Origin of the sequence: Lentibacter sp. (assembly GCF_965657785.1) — a bacterium.
In the GTDB taxonomy this organism is placed as follows: Bacteria; Pseudomonadota; Alphaproteobacteria; order Rhodobacterales; family Rhodobacteraceae; genus Lentibacter.
In genome coordinates this window covers 1-16,089 of record NZ_CBFHPP010000030.1, presented here as the reverse complement: position 1 = coordinate 16,089, position 16,089 = coordinate 1, and the positions used below count along the sequence as shown (strand labels likewise).

The 16,089-nt window shown below is 56.4% G+C and carries 16 protein-coding genes and 1 tRNA gene; 10 read left to right on the top strand and 7 right to left on the bottom strand.

Annotation, left to right across the window (positions count from 1 at the left end):
* The 3 genes from ACTF58_RS12280 to ACTF58_RS12270 form a co-directional block, all read left to right on the top strand.
* Positions 1–261, top strand: a 261-nt coding sequence (locus tag ACTF58_RS12280) for a hypothetical protein (RefSeq protein WP_438992261.1), incomplete at its 5' end; no start/stop codon positions are given.
* On the top strand, positions 258–1,067 hold the full coding sequence (locus ACTF58_RS12275) for a MinD/ParA family protein (RefSeq protein WP_438992260.1): 810 nt from the start codon (positions 258–260) through the stop codon (positions 1,065–1,067). The genes ACTF58_RS12280 and ACTF58_RS12275, both read left to right, overlap by 4 nt.
* The gene (locus ACTF58_RS12270; RefSeq protein WP_438992259.1) at positions 1,064–1,798 is read left to right on the top strand and encodes a sigma-70 family RNA polymerase sigma factor; all 735 of its coding nucleotides are present in this window, start codon (positions 1,064–1,066) and stop codon (positions 1,796–1,798) included. The genes ACTF58_RS12275 and ACTF58_RS12270 overlap by 4 nt, the downstream gene beginning before the upstream one ends.
* An 856-nt stretch (positions 1,799–2,654) precedes the next feature.
* On the opposite strand, the gene ettA is transcribed toward ACTF58_RS12270, so the two are convergent.
* On the bottom strand, positions 2,655–4,310 hold the full coding sequence (ettA, locus tag ACTF58_RS12265) for an energy-dependent translational throttle protein EttA (RefSeq protein ID WP_438992258.1): 1,656 nt from the start codon (positions 4,308–4,310) through the stop codon (positions 2,655–2,657).
* A 176-nt stretch (positions 4,311–4,486) separates the two neighbouring features.
* Here ettA and ACTF58_RS12260 point away from each other — a divergent pair, with 176 nt between their 5' ends.
* Together ACTF58_RS12260 and dacB are read left to right on the top strand one after the other, a co-directional pair.
* Entirely contained in the window at positions 4,487–5,083 is a 597-nt protein-coding gene (locus tag ACTF58_RS12260) for a nicotinate-nucleotide adenylyltransferase (RefSeq protein WP_438992257.1), read from the top strand.
* Positions 5,084–5,122: 39 nt separating this feature from the next.
* Entirely contained in the window at positions 5,123–6,610 is a 1,488-nt protein-coding gene (gene dacB / locus ACTF58_RS12255) for a D-alanyl-D-alanine carboxypeptidase/D-alanyl-D-alanine endopeptidase (RefSeq protein WP_438992256.1), read from the top strand.
* A 206-nt stretch (positions 6,611–6,816) separates the two neighbouring features.
* Here the strand turns inward: dacB and ACTF58_RS12250 are convergent, their stop codons facing one another.
* Positions 6,817–7,242 (bottom strand): tellurite resistance TerB family protein, encoded by a 426-nt coding sequence (locus ACTF58_RS12250; protein WP_438992255.1) that lies wholly within the window; start codon positions 7,240–7,242, stop codon positions 6,817–6,819.
* A gap of 121 nt (positions 7,243–7,363) precedes the next feature.
* Between ACTF58_RS12250 and ACTF58_RS12245 the strand changes: the two genes are divergently transcribed.
* From ACTF58_RS12245 to ACTF58_RS12235, 3 genes are all read left to right on the top strand, one after another.
* The gene (locus tag ACTF58_RS12245; RefSeq protein ID WP_438992254.1) at positions 7,364–9,007 is read left to right on the top strand and encodes a lysine--tRNA ligase; all 1,644 of its coding nucleotides are present in this window, start codon (positions 7,364–7,366) and stop codon (positions 9,005–9,007) included.
* Positions 9,008–9,330: 323 nt separating this feature from the next.
* Complete coding sequence (locus ACTF58_RS12240; RefSeq protein WP_438992253.1) at positions 9,331–9,651, top strand: H-NS histone family protein; 321 nt, start codon at positions 9,331–9,333, stop codon at positions 9,649–9,651.
* Between the two features lie 90 nt (positions 9,652–9,741).
* Entirely contained in the window at positions 9,742–10,146 is a 405-nt protein-coding gene (locus tag ACTF58_RS12235; protein WP_438992252.1) for a DUF4864 domain-containing protein, read from the top strand.
* A 98-nt stretch (positions 10,147–10,244) separates the two neighbouring features.
* Here the strand turns inward: ACTF58_RS12235 and ACTF58_RS12230 are convergent, their stop codons facing one another.
* The 4 genes from ACTF58_RS12230 to lipB form a co-directional block, all read right to left on the bottom strand.
* Complete coding sequence (locus ACTF58_RS12230) at positions 10,245–10,736, bottom strand: DUF2244 domain-containing protein (RefSeq protein ID WP_438992251.1); 492 nt, start codon at positions 10,734–10,736, stop codon at positions 10,245–10,247.
* Between the two features lie 169 nt (positions 10,737–10,905).
* On the bottom strand, positions 10,906–12,576 hold the full coding sequence (locus tag ACTF58_RS12225; protein WP_438992250.1) for a cytochrome c oxidase subunit I: 1,671 nt from the start codon (positions 12,574–12,576) through the stop codon (positions 10,906–10,908).
* A gap of 335 nt (positions 12,577–12,911) precedes the next feature.
* Positions 12,912–13,349, bottom strand: a complete 438-nt coding sequence (locus ACTF58_RS12220; protein WP_438992249.1) for a c-type cytochrome — start codon at positions 13,347–13,349, stop codon at positions 12,912–12,914.
* Between the two features lie 119 nt (positions 13,350–13,468).
* Positions 13,469–14,182 (bottom strand): lipoyl(octanoyl) transferase LipB, encoded by a 714-nt coding sequence (lipB, locus tag ACTF58_RS12215; RefSeq protein ID WP_438992263.1) that lies wholly within the window; start codon positions 14,180–14,182, stop codon positions 13,469–13,471.
* Positions 14,183–14,473: 291 nt separating this feature from the next.
* Between lipB and ACTF58_RS12210 the strand changes: the two genes are divergently transcribed.
* Positions 14,474–14,560 (top strand) — tRNA-Leu (locus ACTF58_RS12210).
* Positions 14,561–14,936: 376 nt separating this feature from the next.
* Here the strand turns inward: ACTF58_RS12210 and ACTF58_RS12205 are convergent.
* Positions 14,937–15,272 (bottom strand): hypothetical protein, encoded by a 336-nt coding sequence (locus tag ACTF58_RS12205; RefSeq protein ID WP_438992248.1) that lies wholly within the window; start codon positions 15,270–15,272, stop codon positions 14,937–14,939.
* A gap of 186 nt (positions 15,273–15,458) precedes the next feature.
* On the opposite strand from ACTF58_RS12205, the gene ACTF58_RS12200 reads away from it, so the two are divergent.
* Positions 15,459–16,089: acyl-CoA dehydrogenase family protein (locus ACTF58_RS12200; protein WP_438992247.1), on the top strand; the 631-nt coding region annotated here is incomplete at its 3' end.

The window sequence follows — 16,089 nt, the reverse complement described above, 5'->3', positions numbered from 1 at the left end:
CGCATTACACAAGTCTTGGATGCTGCTGCGGCCCTCAAGCCAGAGGTTGTTTTGACAAAACTGGATGAATGCGAATGTTCATTAGTCGAGCTTTCAGCTGTGATGACGGGTCAGGCCAAAATAGGCTGGCTGGCTGGCACGCGCTCCTTGGTTGGAAACCTTGCCCAAGCTAGTGCTCCGATTATGGAGCAATACATTGTAGGGTGTTTGACGCCAGAAAACCAAAACAACCCTGAGGCAAAACTGGATGCATCTGAATGACACATTCTATTACAATTGCGAGTGGAAAAGGGGGCGTAGGCAAGACTTGCGTCGCAGTTAACCTTGCGATTATGTATGCACGTCTGGGGCATCGGGTATGTTTGTTTGACGCAGATTTTGGTTTGGCAAATTCACATATTTTGATGGGTAAAAACGCCACCAAGACCCTTCGGGATTCCTTGGTGGGCGGTGTGCCTCTGGCTGAAGTGATTGAGCGTGGCCCGCAAGGAGTTCAGCTGTTGGCTGGCGGCAGCGGGCTGGTTGACATGATGAATATTGATGACACCGCGCGGTTTCAGCTTATTCGAAATGTTGATGCACTTAAGGAGAGCACAGACATTTTAATTACGGATGCGCCCGCGGGGGCGAGCGAAAACGCACTGTCTTTTGTTGCTGCCTCACAACGCGTTTTGGTTGTTGTGGTTGCTGAGCCAACAAGCTTCATGGATGCTTACGCAATGATAAAAGCGGCACATTCCGAGCACGGTCTGCGTCACTTTTCGATTGCGATCAACATGGCGCATGACAACGCTGACGCTCGTCGCAACTTTGAAAAATTCAGTGCGATTGCTGCAAGGTTCTTGGACGTTGAACTGACGTATGCAGGACACGTGCCGTTTTCGGCCGCAATGCGGCGCTCTGTTGTGCAGCGTAAGCCATTGCTGGCCGCAGCAAACAACACTCCTGATAAGGAGTTGCTTGCATTTAAGGCCTTAGCGCAAGCCGTTTTGAAGGCCCCTGTTAATACCTATGACGGCATTCGATTTTTCGCTGATAAAGCTTCGGAGCAGGAGATCATGGGATGACACTACGTGGGCAATATTCAGAACAAAACCCGAAGCCCGAGGTCTTGATAGAGGCCGAGCTTCAGACTGTTCGACGCATCGCGTTTTACTTTCATGGCCGTGTCAAAGGTGCAGTGGAGGTCGATGATCTCGTTCAAATCGGGTATCTTGGTTTGATTGATGCAAGCCAGAAATATGTGAAGAAGGCGGGCGTTACCTTTAGCAGCTACGCAAAAATTCGTATCCGTGGAGCGATCGTTGATTATCTTCGGCGAAACTCAAACTTATGCCGCTCCACAATTGCTATGAAGCAAAAGGTAAACACGGCAACTTTGGGTTTGGAGCGCAAACTACAACGTGCTCCGATGGATGAAGAAATCGCAAATGAGTTGCAGCTTAGCGTCGAAGAGCTGCGCAAATGGCAGCAGGCATTTGAGGCCAATTTGCACCAGTCGATTGATGAAGTGCACGATGAACACTCGATTTGGTTTGTGTCTGATGATGCCAATCCCGAAGAAGCTTTGAGCAATCAAGAGGTCAAGCGTGGGCTGCGTGGAGAATTGGCAAAACTATCTGAGCGTGAAGCTATGGTAATGCAGCTTTACTATGTTGAAGAGTTGAACGTGTATGAGATCGCCGAGATTTTGGGCGTTACAACTGGGCGTGTTTCACAAATCAAGAAAGCTGCAATAAGCAACTTACGTTCAGGTATGCGGAGCTTCCTAGGTCAGACGGAAAACAGTGCTGCATAAAAGGGCCATTGCGGATTGAGCCACGCTCTCGAACATTTGGCACTGACGAAACGACGGCGCTTTAAGATAAGTTGAAACCGCTGGTGAGTTTGAGGGGCTGTGTGGTGATGCGACAGTGCAGGAGCTTGAAACCAAGCGTCAGCGGCACCCTACACAAGTGAGCACGGGCAAATGGCAAGCGGTTGAATGTATGGCAGCCGTCGGATAGCATCATACTTGCCCCAATCTGGGTTCTTAGGTGGTCGACACTGGGGGTGTCGCTTGATGGGTGTCATGGACATTGTAGGCAATCGATAATGGACCGAACATTGCGCAAGCAACATCCGCAGCATAATATCTGGTCAAACTTGTTGAGAGCGCTGTCGATCTCGAGGCCCAATTATGTTCTCCTCTCGGGATCATACAACGTAGTATCCTGCTGGGCAGTGGGTGCAGTGACATTATGTAAATTTAAGTGAAAACGGTTATTGAATTTGGTGGTCATTGTCACTTGAATGACGCATACAATTTTGACTTGTTGGATTCCCAATACGTTTGGCGCCAGTTTTTGCATTGAAGCATTGGACGACGCAGGAGACTGTCCATTTAGGTGAAAGTTCAAACGGCTTCCAGCCGAACAGATCATCGACGACTGGATTGGCTTCCACCACTCCGAACGAGCTCGCACCGCCAAGTTACACGCTCGTCCGAAACGGCACACTTCAACTCACACAAGGTCATGCCAGAGGTATACGTCCAATATGACGTCGCGCCTCAGTCCAGCGATATGCTTCAAGCCGCGAGGGGGCGCAAGCGGGTGTTTGGCGGGCAAACACCCTGCTACGTCGCGCTGATTGAAAACAAAAACTCCTCGCGCTTAGCGCGAGAATTTTTTGTGTTTCAATCTCTTAGGCTCCAGTGCATCCGCCCCAAGGCGGCGCTTTTTGTCTTCCTCATAATCTTCAAAGTTGCCTTCGAACCATTCGACGTGCGCATCGCCTTCAAAGGCGAGCATATGGGTACAGATGCGGTCAAGGAAGAAGCGGTCGTGGGAGATGACCACGGCGCAGCCGGCGAAGTCTGTGAGGGCGTCTTCGAGCGCGCGCAAGGTTTCGACGTCGAGATCGTTTGTCGGTTCGTCGAGCAGCAGGACGTTGCCGCCTTCTTTGAGCAAGCGCGCCATGTGGACGCGATTGCGCTCGCCGCCTGACAGCAAGCTGAGCTTCTTCTGCTGGTCGCCGCCTTTGAAGTTGAAGCTTGAGCAATAGGCGCGGGAGTTGACCTCGGCGTCGCCCAGCTGGATGATGTCGTTGCCGCCCGAGATTGCCTCCCAAACCGTTGCGTTGTCGTCAAGATCGTCGCGGGACTGGTCAACATAGGAGAGCTGCACCGTGTCGCCATAGGTGACGGAGCCTTCATCTGGCTGTTCCTGACCTGTGAGCATTTTGAAGAGCGTGGATTTACCCGCGCCGTTCGGGCCGATCACGCCGACAATGCCGCCGGGGGGCAGGGCAAAGGAGAGGCCTTCGACGAGGAGCTTGTCGCCCATCGCTTTTTTGAGACCGTCCACTTCGATCACCTTGCCGCCAAGGCGTGGGCCATTGGGGATAATGATCTGGGCGCGGCCGACTTTTTCGCGCTCTGATTGTGAGGCGAGTTCGTTATAGGCGTTGATACGAGCCTTTTGCTTGGCTTGACGGGCTTTCTGGCCTTGGCGCATCCACTCAAGTTCGCGCTCGAGCGTCTTTTGCTTGGATTTGTCTTCTTTTGCCTCCTGGGAGAGGCGCTTGGCCTTTTGCTCAAGCCATGCGGAGTAGTTGCCCTCGTAAGGGATGCCTTTTCCGCGGTCGAGTTCGAGGATCCAGCTGGTGATATCGTCAAGGAAGTAGCGGTCGTGGGTGACGCAGAGGATGGTGCCTGCGTAGTCGATCAGGTGTTGCTGCAGCCACGCGATGGTTTCGGCGTCAAGGTGGTTGGTTGGTTCGTCAAGCAGAAGCATATCGGGCGCTTCGAGGAGCAGCTTGCAGAGCGCGACACGGCGGGCTTCACCGCCCGAGAGAGAGGCCACGGCCGCATCATCGGGCGGGCAGCGCAGGGCTTCCATGGCGACATCGATCTGGCTGTCCAGATCCCAGAGGTTTTCGGCGTCGATCTGGTCCTGGAGTTCGGCCATTTCTTCGGCTGTCTCGTCGGAGTAGTTCATCGCAAGTTCATTGTAACGCTCAAGCTTGGCTTGCTTGGCCGCGACGCCGAGCATCACGTTGCCGCGCACATCGAGGGTTTCGTCAAGTTTTGGCTCTTGGGGCAAATAGCCGACGCGTGCGCCTTCGGCGTGCCACGCCTCGCCTTGAAAGTCTTTGTCCATGCCCGCCATGATTTTCATCAGGGTGGATTTGCCCGAGCCGTTGACCCCGACCACACCGATTTTGACGCCGGGGAGGAAGTTGAGGTGAATGTTTTCAAAACATTTTTTGCCACCGGGGTAGGTCTTGGAGACGCCCTGCATATGGTAGACGTATTGATAAGCGGCCATTTGGAAACCCTCTTGAGCTGACTGGGATATGTTGGGAGGGGTGATAGCCTTTGGCGGGCGCGGGGGCAATCCGCTAGTTGTGCCGTGTTTGGCGGAGGCGGGTTGGATATTTAAGGCAAAAAGAAAGGGGGCGCGCTGCGCGTTGACTTTGGGCGACGGGCTGGCGAGAACGGGGGATGAAACAGGGTTTGCCATATGCGCCTGCGGGCCGCGTGATCGGGCTATTGGGGGGGTCGTTTGATCCGGCCCATCAGGGGCACGTGCACATCACGCGGGAGGCTTTGAAGCGCTTTGGGCTGGATGAGGTCTGGTGGCTGGTGTCGCCTGGTAACCCTTTGAAGGCGCAGGGGCCGGCGCCGCTGGCCGAGCGACTGGCGCGGGCGCGCGATGTGATGCAGCATCCGCGTGTGACGGTCAGCGATTTTGAAGCGCGGGCGGGGACGCGCTATACGGCCGAGACGTTGCGCGCGCTGATTGCGGCCTATCCGAAGGTGCGATTTGTCTGGCTCATGGGGGCTGACAATCTGGCGCAGTTTGATCAGTGGCGCGACTGGCGCTGGATTATGGAGACTGTGCCTGTCGGTGTGTTGGCGCGACCTGAGGAACGCTTGCGGGCGCGGGGCGCGAAGGCGGCGGATATTTATCGCGGGTGTCGCCTCGCGTCGCGCGACAGCCATGCGCTGGGCCAGCGGACGGCGCCTGTCTGGTGTTTTGTGAATGTGGCGATGCGGGATGTTTCTTCGAGCGACATTCGTGCGGGCGGCGCTTGGTAGCGCTTGTTTGGAAGCCTGATTTGCGCTTAGTCTGGCGTCATGATGCGTATGATTTCCAAACGGTTTTTTCTTGTGGCGGGGCTGTCGGCCATGGCTTCGGCGGGGTTGGCGCGCGCGCCCGAGCGCTCGTTGCGGCCTCAGAGCCGCCCTGCGGGCGGGGCTGTGCCGCCCAAAACTCCCAGTGCGGCGGCGCTGATTGCGCGCGCGGAGCTGGGCGGCGATGTCGGCTTTGCTGTGGCGGATGCCAGAACGGGGCTGGTGCTTGAGAGTGGCAACGCGCGCTTGGGGCTGCCGCCTGCGAGTGTGACCAAAGCGGTGACGGCGCTTTATGCGCTAGAGAGTTTGGGCGCGGGGCATCGCTTTTACACAGAGCTGCGCGTCGCGGGGCCGATCCGTGACGGTGTTTTGCAGGGTGATGTGATTCTGAAGGGGGGCGGCGACCCGACGCTTGACACAGACCGTTTGGCCGAGTTTGTCCGCGCGCTCAAGGCGGCGGGGCTGCGCGAGGTCAAGGGCCGGCTTATTGTCGACGGGACGGCCTTGCCGAGTCTCAACGAGATTGACAGCGACCAGCCCGAACACGTGGGCTATAACCCTGCGATTTCGGGGATCGCGCTCAACTTTAACCGTGTTCACTTTGAGTGGACGCGGGCGAATGGCGTTTGGAATGTCATGATGGACGGGCGCTCGGAACGCTACCGCCCCGAGGTTCGTTTTGCCAAAATGCAGATTGCGAACCGTGATGCGCCTGTCTTTACCTATGGGCGCAAGGGGCAGGAGGACCATTGGAGCGTTTCGGCGCAGGCTTTGGGCAAGGGCGGATCGCGTTGGCTGCCTGTGCGCCAGCCCGAGTTATACGCGGGTGATGTTCTGCGCGCGCTGGCGCGGGCCGAGGGCCTGCGCCTGCCTGCGCCAGAAAAGGGCGTGGCGGCGGGCGGGGCGCCTGTTTTGTTGCGTCTGGAAAGCGCGGATCTGCGCAGTATCTGCAAGGATTTCTTGAAGTATTCCAACAATATGATGACCGAGATGGTCGGGCTGGCGGCAACAACGGCGCGCAGCGGGCGGCCTGTGAGCCTGAAGGCCAGCGCAGGCGAGATGAGCCGTTGGGCGCGGGTCTCTCTTGGCATGGGGGCGAGCCGGTTTGTGGACCATTCCGGGCTTGGCGAGGCGTCGCGCGCCACGGCAGAAGATATGACCAAGGCGCTCGTGGCGGCGCGGCCTGTGATTGCGCCGCTCCTGAAGCCTGTTGCCATGCGCGATGCCAAGGGGCGGGTGATAAAGGCGCATCCGATGAGGGTCCATGCCAAGACAGGCACTCTCAATTTTGTCAGTGCTTTGGCAGGCTATGCCGAGGCGCCAGACGGAACGGTTATGAGTTTTGCAATTTTTGCGGCAGATCGGGGGCGGCGGGCGCGCCTCAAGCGCAGTGAGCGGGAAGCTCCGCCCGGCGCGCGCAGCTGGAACCGGCGGGCCAAGGGCTTGCAGCAGGCTTTGATCGAGCGCTGGGGCGCGCTTTATGGCGCTTAGGCGAGATCGAGGCGTATTGGGCCATTGTGGGGCCAACCTCTCTTGAGAAGAGGAGGCGGGGGCCAGCCCCGGCACACAGGACAGGCGGGGGCCAGCCCCCGCACCCCCGGGATATTTAGGGAAAGAGAAAGCAAGGGGACAGGGCGGCCAAGGTGGCGGCTTGGGGCGCTTGGAGAGGCGCGCCTTTTGGCTCTATCGAGGCGGGACTAGAGCGTGATGTGACGGGCGCGGGCGCCGCGCTCGATTGCGGCGGCGTGAAGGCGGTCAAGGGCGAGCTCGTAGCGGATTTCTTCAAGCAAGCGCAGCTCTGTTTCGGCCAGAGTGCCGTCGGCAGCGGCGACATCGCAGGCGAGCGCATAGGCTGTCTCATAGAGCGCTTCGGGGAGATTGTCGCGCACGAGGCCGAAGAGCGCGTCAAGCCCGTCTTCCTGGGCGAAGAGGTCAAACACCACTTGAGCGGTGCGGTTCATGCGGTCGATATCGTAGCTGGCGAAGACGGGCAGCATATTGACCGCGTTTTCGATTTTGATCAGCTCGGCTGTGCGGATATCTTCATCAGAGGCGGAGACCGCGATCATCACCGCGACGAGGCAGTCTTGCGGGGACATGGGGTGCGGTGATGAATTTGGCATTTCTGGCGCTCCTTAAGGGCATTGTTGCAGCGCAGAATATTGACCAATGGCGCGCTTGCCAATAGGAAGCATGAAGTTTGGCCTCTGCATTGTGTAGATGGGTCTTAATGGAGAGAATACTATGTCGGCACTGCGTGACGCTGCGATGAAATCAAAAGCCTGGCCCTTTGTGGAAGCGCGCCGCGTTTTGAAGCGTTATGAGAAGACGCCGCCTGCGAAGGGGTTTGTTTTGTTTGAGACGGGCTATGGCCCCTCGGGCTTGCCTCACATTGGAACTTTTGGAGAGGTGGCGCGCACCAGCATGATCCGCCATGCCTTTAGTGTGATCAGCGATCTGCCGAGCAAGCTTGTGTGCTTTTCCGACGATCTTGACGGGATGCGCAAAGTGCCTGGCAATGTGCCAAACCCCGAGGCGTTGGCGGAGCATTTGCAAAAGCCGCTCACGAGTGTGCCTGATCCGTTTGAAAAATTTGACAGCTTTGGAGCGCATAACAACGCGATGCTGCGCCGCTTCCTTGATACCTTCGGGTTTGAATACGAGTTTATCTCGGCGACCGAATTTTATGCCTCTGGCCAGTTTGACGAGATATTGCTGCGCGCGGCGCAGATGTATGACGAGATCATGGCTGTGATGCTCAAGTCTTTGCGCGAGGAGCGGCGCAAGACCTATTCTATTTTCCTGCCGATCCACCCCGAGACAGGGCGGGTGATGTATGTGCCGATGAAAGAGGTGAACGCCAAAGACGGCACCATCACCTTTGACACCGAAGAGGGCGAGGAAATGACCCTGCCTGTGACGGGTGGCAACGTAAAGCTGCAATGGAAGCCCGACTTTGGCGCGCGCTGGGCGGCACTGGGTGTGGACTTTGAGATGTATGGCAAGGACCACAGTACCAACACGCCGATTTATGACAGCATTTGCCGCATTCTGGGCGAACGGGCGCCTGAACACTTCACCTATGAGCTGTTTTTAGATGAAAACGGCCAGAAAATCTCGAAATCCTCGGGCAATGGTGTGTCTATTGACGAGTGGCTGACCTATGCGAGCACAGAAAGTCTTGGATACTTCATGTACCTGAAGCCGCAGACCGCCAAGCGGATGCATTTTGATGTGATTCCCAAGGCGGTGGACGAATACCACCAGCAGCTGCGTGCCTATGAGACGCAGGACGAGGCCGCGCGGCTCAACAACCCTGTGTATCATATCCACGGTGGCGATGTGCCCAAGTCTGATATGGTTGTGCCGTTTTCGATGTTGCTCAATCTTGCGAGCGTGGCGGCGGCCGAGGACAAAGAGGGGCTTTGGGGCTTTATCCAGCGTTATGCGCCAGAGGCGAGTGCGAAAGCAAACCCGCAGCTTGATGCGGCGGCGGGCTATGCTGTGCGCTATTTCAACGACTTTGTGAAGCCAACGCGGGTCTTCCGTGCACCGACCGAGCAGGAGCGCGGGGCGCTCGAGGATCTGGTTGTGGCGCTGAAGGATGCGGAACTGGCGCGGAGCATGATTGAGGCGAAAAACAAGGCTATGGGTAAGGACGAGCCTGTTGCGGCGCTTGATATGGCGGATGGTGAAGACCTGCAGAGCATTGTCTTTGCTGTGGGCAAGAACCACGGCTTTGAAAACCTGCGCGAGTGGTTTGCGGCGATCTATGAGGTCTTGATGGGCGCAAGCCAAGGGCCACGCTTTGGCAGCTTTATTGCGCTTTATGGCGTTGAGGAAACCATTGCGCTGATCGAGCAAGGGCTTAAGGGGGAGCTCGGCTGAAGGCTTTGATCTGACTGTGTTCGGGGTGTTGGGGCATGAAAACCCGACCCGCTGGGAAGGCTTCGCAGACCTCAGCTTAAGGTCGGGTGCTGGCCCCCAGACCGCAGACCAAGCTTGGGGCCAGCCCCCCAGACCCCCCCCAGGATATTTTTAGAAAGAAAAAGAGTAATGACTTGGAGGTTTCTTTTACCGAGCGTGAAGGGCTCTGAATAAGGCTGGTTTTGCCGAAGAAGCTCTAGGGCGGTTTATCGTAAAAGTGTTCATTGACAGGTCGGGGGTATTTTATGTTGGCTTTCTTATAGTTTATCTGTATACAGGAGCACATGGATACTAATATTAAAGATATGCCGCTTGGTGAGCTTCTCACCCTTCGAGAGACTGTGAATTCTGCGATAGAGCAGTATGAACAACGTCAGAAAGAAGCCGCGCTTGTGCAGCTGGAAGAAACAGCGAAGACCTACGGGTTTTCTCTTTCAGATCTGATGAGCGCAGAGGGGCCTGCGCAAAAAAGAGCAAAAGCTGCGATTAAATACCGCCATCCTGAGAATCCTGAGCTGAAATGGAGTGGGCGAGGCCTGCAGCCACGTTGGCTTGTGGCGGCTCTGAAGGACGGAACGAGGCGCTTGGAAGACTTTAAAGTCTGAGGCCGCCAGGTCTGGGGCATCTCTGTCTGTGGGCTTTGAACTGATCTGAGTCTGATCGCACGACGTATCTTTGATAGGGAGGACGGCGAGATGAAACAGATTTTGCTTGTTTTGACGATTGGACTGGCGCTTTGGGTCAGGCCAGTGGCGGCGCAGGATGCGGCGCACCAAGCTGTGATTGCGGCGCAAATCGAGGCCTTTCAGGTAGATGATTTTGTGCGGGCGTTTTCCTATGCCAGCCCGACGATCCAGACTGTGTTTCGCAACCCTGAAAATTTTGCGGCGATGGTGAAGCGGGGCTACCCTATGGTCTGGCGCACCCGTGATGTGCGCTATCTTGAGGCGCGGATGGTGGCGGGAAAGCGATGGCAGAAACTGCTTGTGATAGATGCCAAGGGCGCGCGCTTTTTAATGGATTACCGGATGATCGAGACGGGTGGCCTTTGGAAGATTGATGCGGTGCAGATGCTGGAGCTGCCTGAAGTGGCGGCTTAATGCGCGGTTGGCTTTCGCCTGACAGCTTTTGTATTTTGATTGCAGCCGCGCGGAAGAAACGCTCGGAACCGCTTGAGAATGGTCCTGCTCCTCGAAAATCAGGCTTGGGGACGCATTGATTTGAGGGCGTCTGACAGCTCGCCAATCAGCACTTTGCGCTCGTCTTCTGAGAGGAATTTGCCGATCTCGGCCTCGCGCCCATTGCCTTTGAGCGTGATGTAATGTGGCACAGGACCTTCGCGGGGGTAGATTTGTGCGCGGGTCCAGTAGGTGTTGCAGCTCCACTTCAGTGGCGCGCCTTTGGGCGGCGTATGAGTGAGCTTTGTTTCTTCGGGGCTTATGGTGAGAACCTCGCGGGCATCGCCTGTGCGATAGGTGTGCATGAAGGCGAAGTAGAGGCCTGTGAGCGTGATCAGCACGAAGGGCAGCATCCCCCAGAGCAGGGCTGTTCCGATCAGGCCGAAGAGGGGCAGCATGGCCAGAATGAAGATACTGCCGAACACACCGACAAAACCACGGATGGGCAGGCTGCGGTGAGGCCAGAGGATCAGGCTTTGGCGGTCTTGGGTCTGGGTCCAGCGATAGGGCATCAGGCGCTCCTTTGGCGGGGGAGGGCGCGCCGCTGCTTTGCGTGTGGCGCGCTAAGGGGCGGTCTTAACACCGCGTCTTGTCGGTGTTGGGGGCGGAAAGGGTCTTTTGAAATGAAAGCGGGGCCTCAGATTTCTCCGAAGCCCCGTTCTGTTGGTTTAGAGCAGCGGCTTAGTGAGCGTGCTGTTTGTCCCAGTCTTCCTGCTTTGGAAGCTGCTCGAACGTATGCTCGGGCGGGGGCGATGGCAGTGTCCACTCAAGCGTGTCTGCATATTCGTTCCAGTAGTTGTTTTCGGTCACTTTTGCACCGCGGAAAAGGGTGTAGATCACGATCCCGAAGAACAGGATGAACGAAGCGAACGACAGGAAGGCGCCCCATGAGGAGACGTAGTTCCAGTATGCGAAAGCTTCAGGATAGTCGATGTAACGACGTGGCATACCTTGGCGACCCAGGAAGTGCTGTGGGAAGAAGGTGATGTTGACGCCGATGAAGAACATCCAGAAGTGCACCTTGCCCCAGAATTCGGGGTACTGGCGGCCCGTCATCTTGCCGATGTAGAAATAGATCCCGGCAAAGATGGTGAAGGCGGCCCCCATGGACATGGTATAGTGGAAGTGCGCAACGACATAATAGGTGTCGTGATAGGCGCGGTCGACTGCGGCCTGTGAGAGCACGATCCCTGTCACGCCACCGATTGTGAAGAGGACCAAAAAGCCGATGGCGAAGAGCATCGGTGTTTTGAACTCAAGGCTGCCGCCCCACATGGTTGCGATCCATGAGAAGATCTTGATCCCTGTTGGGATCGCAATCGTCATGGTGGCAAGCATGAAGTAGCTTTGCTGTGTCAGGGACATACCCACGGTATACATATGGTGTGCCCAAACGACGAAGCCGAGCGCGCCGATCGCGATGAGCGCCCAGACCATTGGCAGGTAGCCAAACACAGGCTTGCGCGAGAATGTCGCGAAGATGTGTGAGACAAGGCCAAAGCCTGGCAGAACCACGATATATACCTCAGGGTGACCGAAGAACCAGAGAATGTGCTGGTAAAGGATCGGATCACCGCCGCCTGCTGGGTCAAAGAAGGTTGTCCCGAAGTTACGGTCTGTGAGGAGCATCGTGATTGCGCCAGCCAGAACAGGCAGGGCAAGGAGGATGAGCCACGCGGTGATGAAGATCGACCATGCAAAGAGCGGAACCTTGAACATGGTCATGCCCGGGGCACGCATATTGAGGAAGGTTGTGATCATGTTGATCGCGCCGAGGATCGAGCTTGCGCCCGAAACGTGCACCGCGAAGATCGCCAGATCCATCGACATACCGCCTTCAGTTGTTGAAAGCGGCGGGTAGAGCACCCAGCCAACGCCTGAGCCGAGCTGGTCATTGCCGCCCGGCGCAAGCATGGAACATACGCCAAGCGCGAGGCCTGAAACATACATCCAGAAGGACAGGTTGTTCATCCGTGGGAAAGCCATGTCTGGCGCACCGATTTGCAGCGGCATGAAGTAGTTGCCAAAGCCGCCAAAGAGGGCCGGAATAACCACAAAGAACATCATCAGGACGCCGTGATAGGTGATCAGAACGTTCCAGAGGTGCCCGTTTGGTGTGCAAACCTCGCCAGATGACATGAAGCGGAAGCCCTCCATGCACATATGCTGAACGCCAGGTTGCATCAGCTCGAGGCGCATGAAGACTGTGAAGGTAACGGCGATCAGACCGGCAAGCGCCGAAACGATCAGATAAAGCAGACCAATATCTTTATGATTGGTCGAGAGGAACCAGCGCGTAAAGAAGCTCCGGTTGTCCTCGTGGTCGTGGCTGTGAATGGCTGCGTCTGCCATGCGTGCCTCCCTTGGTTCCAAAATTCGGCATACGAAAAGGGGAATCCAGCGGGAATCCCTCTGCGCATACGGGGTGTATCATTTATACGTTTTAGAATGTGTGTGTGTCTTGGGCAACGGGTGAAGTTGATCCAGATCAAATTATATTGTCGCACCCCCTTGTGGCAGATCAAGTTAAGGGTGGTTTGGGGCGGTTTTGCCCCGTCCCAAGGGGGTCGTATGGGGGCGCGGCTGAAAAATGATGACAGCTGAGGATCAAAGCGCTGAATGCAAAACGCCCCCGCAGAGTGCAGGGGTGTTTCTGGATTGATCAAATATCAAGACAAGCGCGGGGCTTAGTCTGTCGCTGTTGTGGCATCTGCTTCAACGGCAGGGCCGACCGAGGCGAGCCATGCCGCAACATCTGCGCCGCCGCCTTTGAGCTTGAAGCTCATTTTGGACTTGGTGGCATAGCCGTTGTCGCCAAGCCATGCTTTCGGGTCTGCGACATAGGCCGCCATGGCGTCTTCGGTCCAGACGAAGCCCGCGTCGGCGGCTTCTTTAAGGCCAGAGCCGTATTTAAAGCCGTCATAAGAGCCAGCAACGCGACCGATCACACCGTAGAGGTTCGGGCCGGTTTTGCCGCCTTTGTAGATTTCTTCGCCGTCAGCGGAGACAACCATGTGGCAGGCTTTGCATTTTTTGAAGTCTTTCTCGCCTGCTTCGATATCACCAGCGAAAGCAGGGGCAGCGGCCATCAGGACGCTTGCGGCGAGGAGAGAGGAAATTTTCATGGCTAAAGAGTCCTTTGATTTGGTTTGGGTCTTCTGCATACAGCCTATCTGATCATTCGGGCCAGTTTGTGCAACGGACATTTCGACGCGGGGAGTGTGCAAAGCCATATAGGGCAGGCTTAGTCGCAACTTGGCGGTGTCATGGCAGCCTCAAACGTCGTTTTGAGGGCGACATCAAGATCGTCCATGGTGACGGGTAGGCCAAGATCGACCAGAGAGGTGACGCCATGTTCGGTGATGCCACAGGGGACAATGCCTGAGAAATGCTCAAGATCTGGCTCGACATTGATCGAGATGCCGTGAAAGCTGACCCACTTGCGCAGACGAATGCCAATAGCGGCGATTTTATCCTCGGGTTTGGCGCCCGAGGCGGTGAGCGGCTTGTCTTCGCGCGTCACCCAGACGCCGACGCGGCCATCGCGGATTTCGCCTGTGATGTTGAATTCGGCCAATGTTGTGATGACCCAGCGTTCGAGGTCGCGCACGAAACAGCGCACATCGCGGCCGCGCTTGGCAACATCAAGCATAACATAGACCACGCGCTGGCCGGGGCCATGATAAGTATACTGACCGCCACGACGGGCATCATAGACGGGGAAGCGCTCTGGTGCGACGAGGTCTTCTAGCTTGGCCGAGGTGCCTGCGGTGTAGAGCGGCGGATGCTCCAGAAGCCAGATGCACTCGCTGGCAGTGCCTGCTGCTATGCCTGCGACACGCGCCTCCATGAAGGCGAGGGCCTCTTCATAGGGCACGAGGCCGTCGGTGTGTTTCCATTCGATCATTTGGTGTCCTTCAGCGGGGCGGTCGGGCGCAAGTCTTCGGGGAGCGACTATAGCTCTCTGCCAAGGGAATGTCGCGCCTGTCTTTGAGGGCGGGTTTCAGGCTTTGGGGGAATTCAATATTTATGCAAGATCAGGGGCGCATTGGGTGCGCGCGTGTGCTTGGCCTCAAGAATTTGATTTTAAATGTAATTTTTATTCTTGGCTCGGTGTTTCGCTATGGTTTCGTCGCAGGCTTTGGCGCGAATGCGGGCTGTTGTGAAAATAATTCTGCGAACTGTGCCGATTTTCGCTTCACATCCCCAGAGGCATTCGCTAAACGACGCTTCACCAAGCCTAGACAGTGCGGTCGTGGCGGAATTGGTAGACGCGCAGCGTTGAGGTCGCTGTGGGGTAACACCCGTGGAGGTTCGAGTCCTCTCGACCGCACCATTCTCTCCGAGAGAGAACAGGTTTTGTCTCATCCAGACTATGTATTACGACGTTAAAGCGCCCGATTACGCGGCGTTTTGCTATTGGATACCGCCCAAGGCTTCATGCGTGGTGTGGCAGGTGCATTGCGCGTGAACGTCTTGCGGTCGCGCGCGCGCAGGGTGAAGCGCTTGCGGCTTGGTAAAGCTCAATTATGACGAATTGTTCTTATTATTCCCACGTATTTGGAACCGCATAAACCGTATACCGAGGGGAAACTAAACTTTTTTGACTTAGGATGGCGCTCTGCGCCGTTTGGCGGGCGGGCTTGCCTGAAAAGTCGTGTGTTCAAAGAACTGGAGTTGTGTCGTGCCCCATACCGAAGATGAGACCCCGTCTATTGCTCATTGGGTGGCGGAGGCTGATTCTGGGCGTCAGAGCGCTCTTGGGCATAGGCTTCGAGTTGAGCTTTTAGCAAAGGCGGTAGAGACGAGTAGAGCTGCGCTATTACGATATGGTTTGCTACTGTCGGATCATCCAAAAAGCGATCAAGGCTGAGACCGAAGAATGCGGCAACTTTGATTGCATCGCCCACGACCAGTGCCCCATTGTCTTCTTGCATGAAGGTTTCAAGCGCGGCGAGGGGCACATCTGCACCTCTTGCAACCGTGTCCAAGCTTTGGCCTGTTTTGGCAAGTGTTTGCTTTAATGCGTCTTTAAATGAAATACCCATGCCGTATTTTCTCTGTCTGCTTGGGGATATCAAATAAAATTTTAAGTAAATAGGAGGGATCTAGCGTTCTTTCGCCGAGTCTTCTGCGGGTGGCAATTCGGGATGAGACGTAACGTGATACGCTGGGGCTCTTTACTCTTGTGTGAGCGCAGCCTTTTATCGGCTCAAGCCAGAGGGAGAGATGCTATGGATTTGGGATTGCGAGCTGAAAGCGCTGCGCTTTTGGAGCGGGTGAAAGCAATGATCGCGGATGAGATCATGCCGCTGGAAGCCGAGTATCACGCTGAAATCGGTAAAGGTGAGCGCTGGAGCTATACGGCGCGGCAGGCCGAGATTCTGGAAGGGCTGAAAGCCAAGGCGAAAGAGCGCGGGCTTTGGAACTTCTGGCTGACGGACAGCGACAAGGGCTTGGGCCTGAGCACTGTGGAATATGCTTATTTTGCGGAAGAAATGGGCAAAACGCCGATGGGTGCGGAAGTGTTCAACTGCGGTGCGCCCGACACGGGCAATATGGAAGTGTTTGAGCGCTATGGCACGCCTGCGATGAAAGAGCAGTGGCTCAAGCCGCTGCTGGCGGGCGAGATTCGCTCGGCCTATTTGATGACGGAGCCTGACGAGGCCAGCTCGGATGCAACCAATATCGCGATGCGTTGTGAGCGGGATGGCGACGATTATGTGCTGAATGGCGAGAAATGGTGGGCCTCGGGCGCGGGCGATCCGCGCTGCAAGGTCTATATCGTGATGGTGCGCACAGGCGGGGACGACGCCCCAAAACACAAGCGCCATTCGATGATCGTTGTGCCTGCGGGCACTGAGG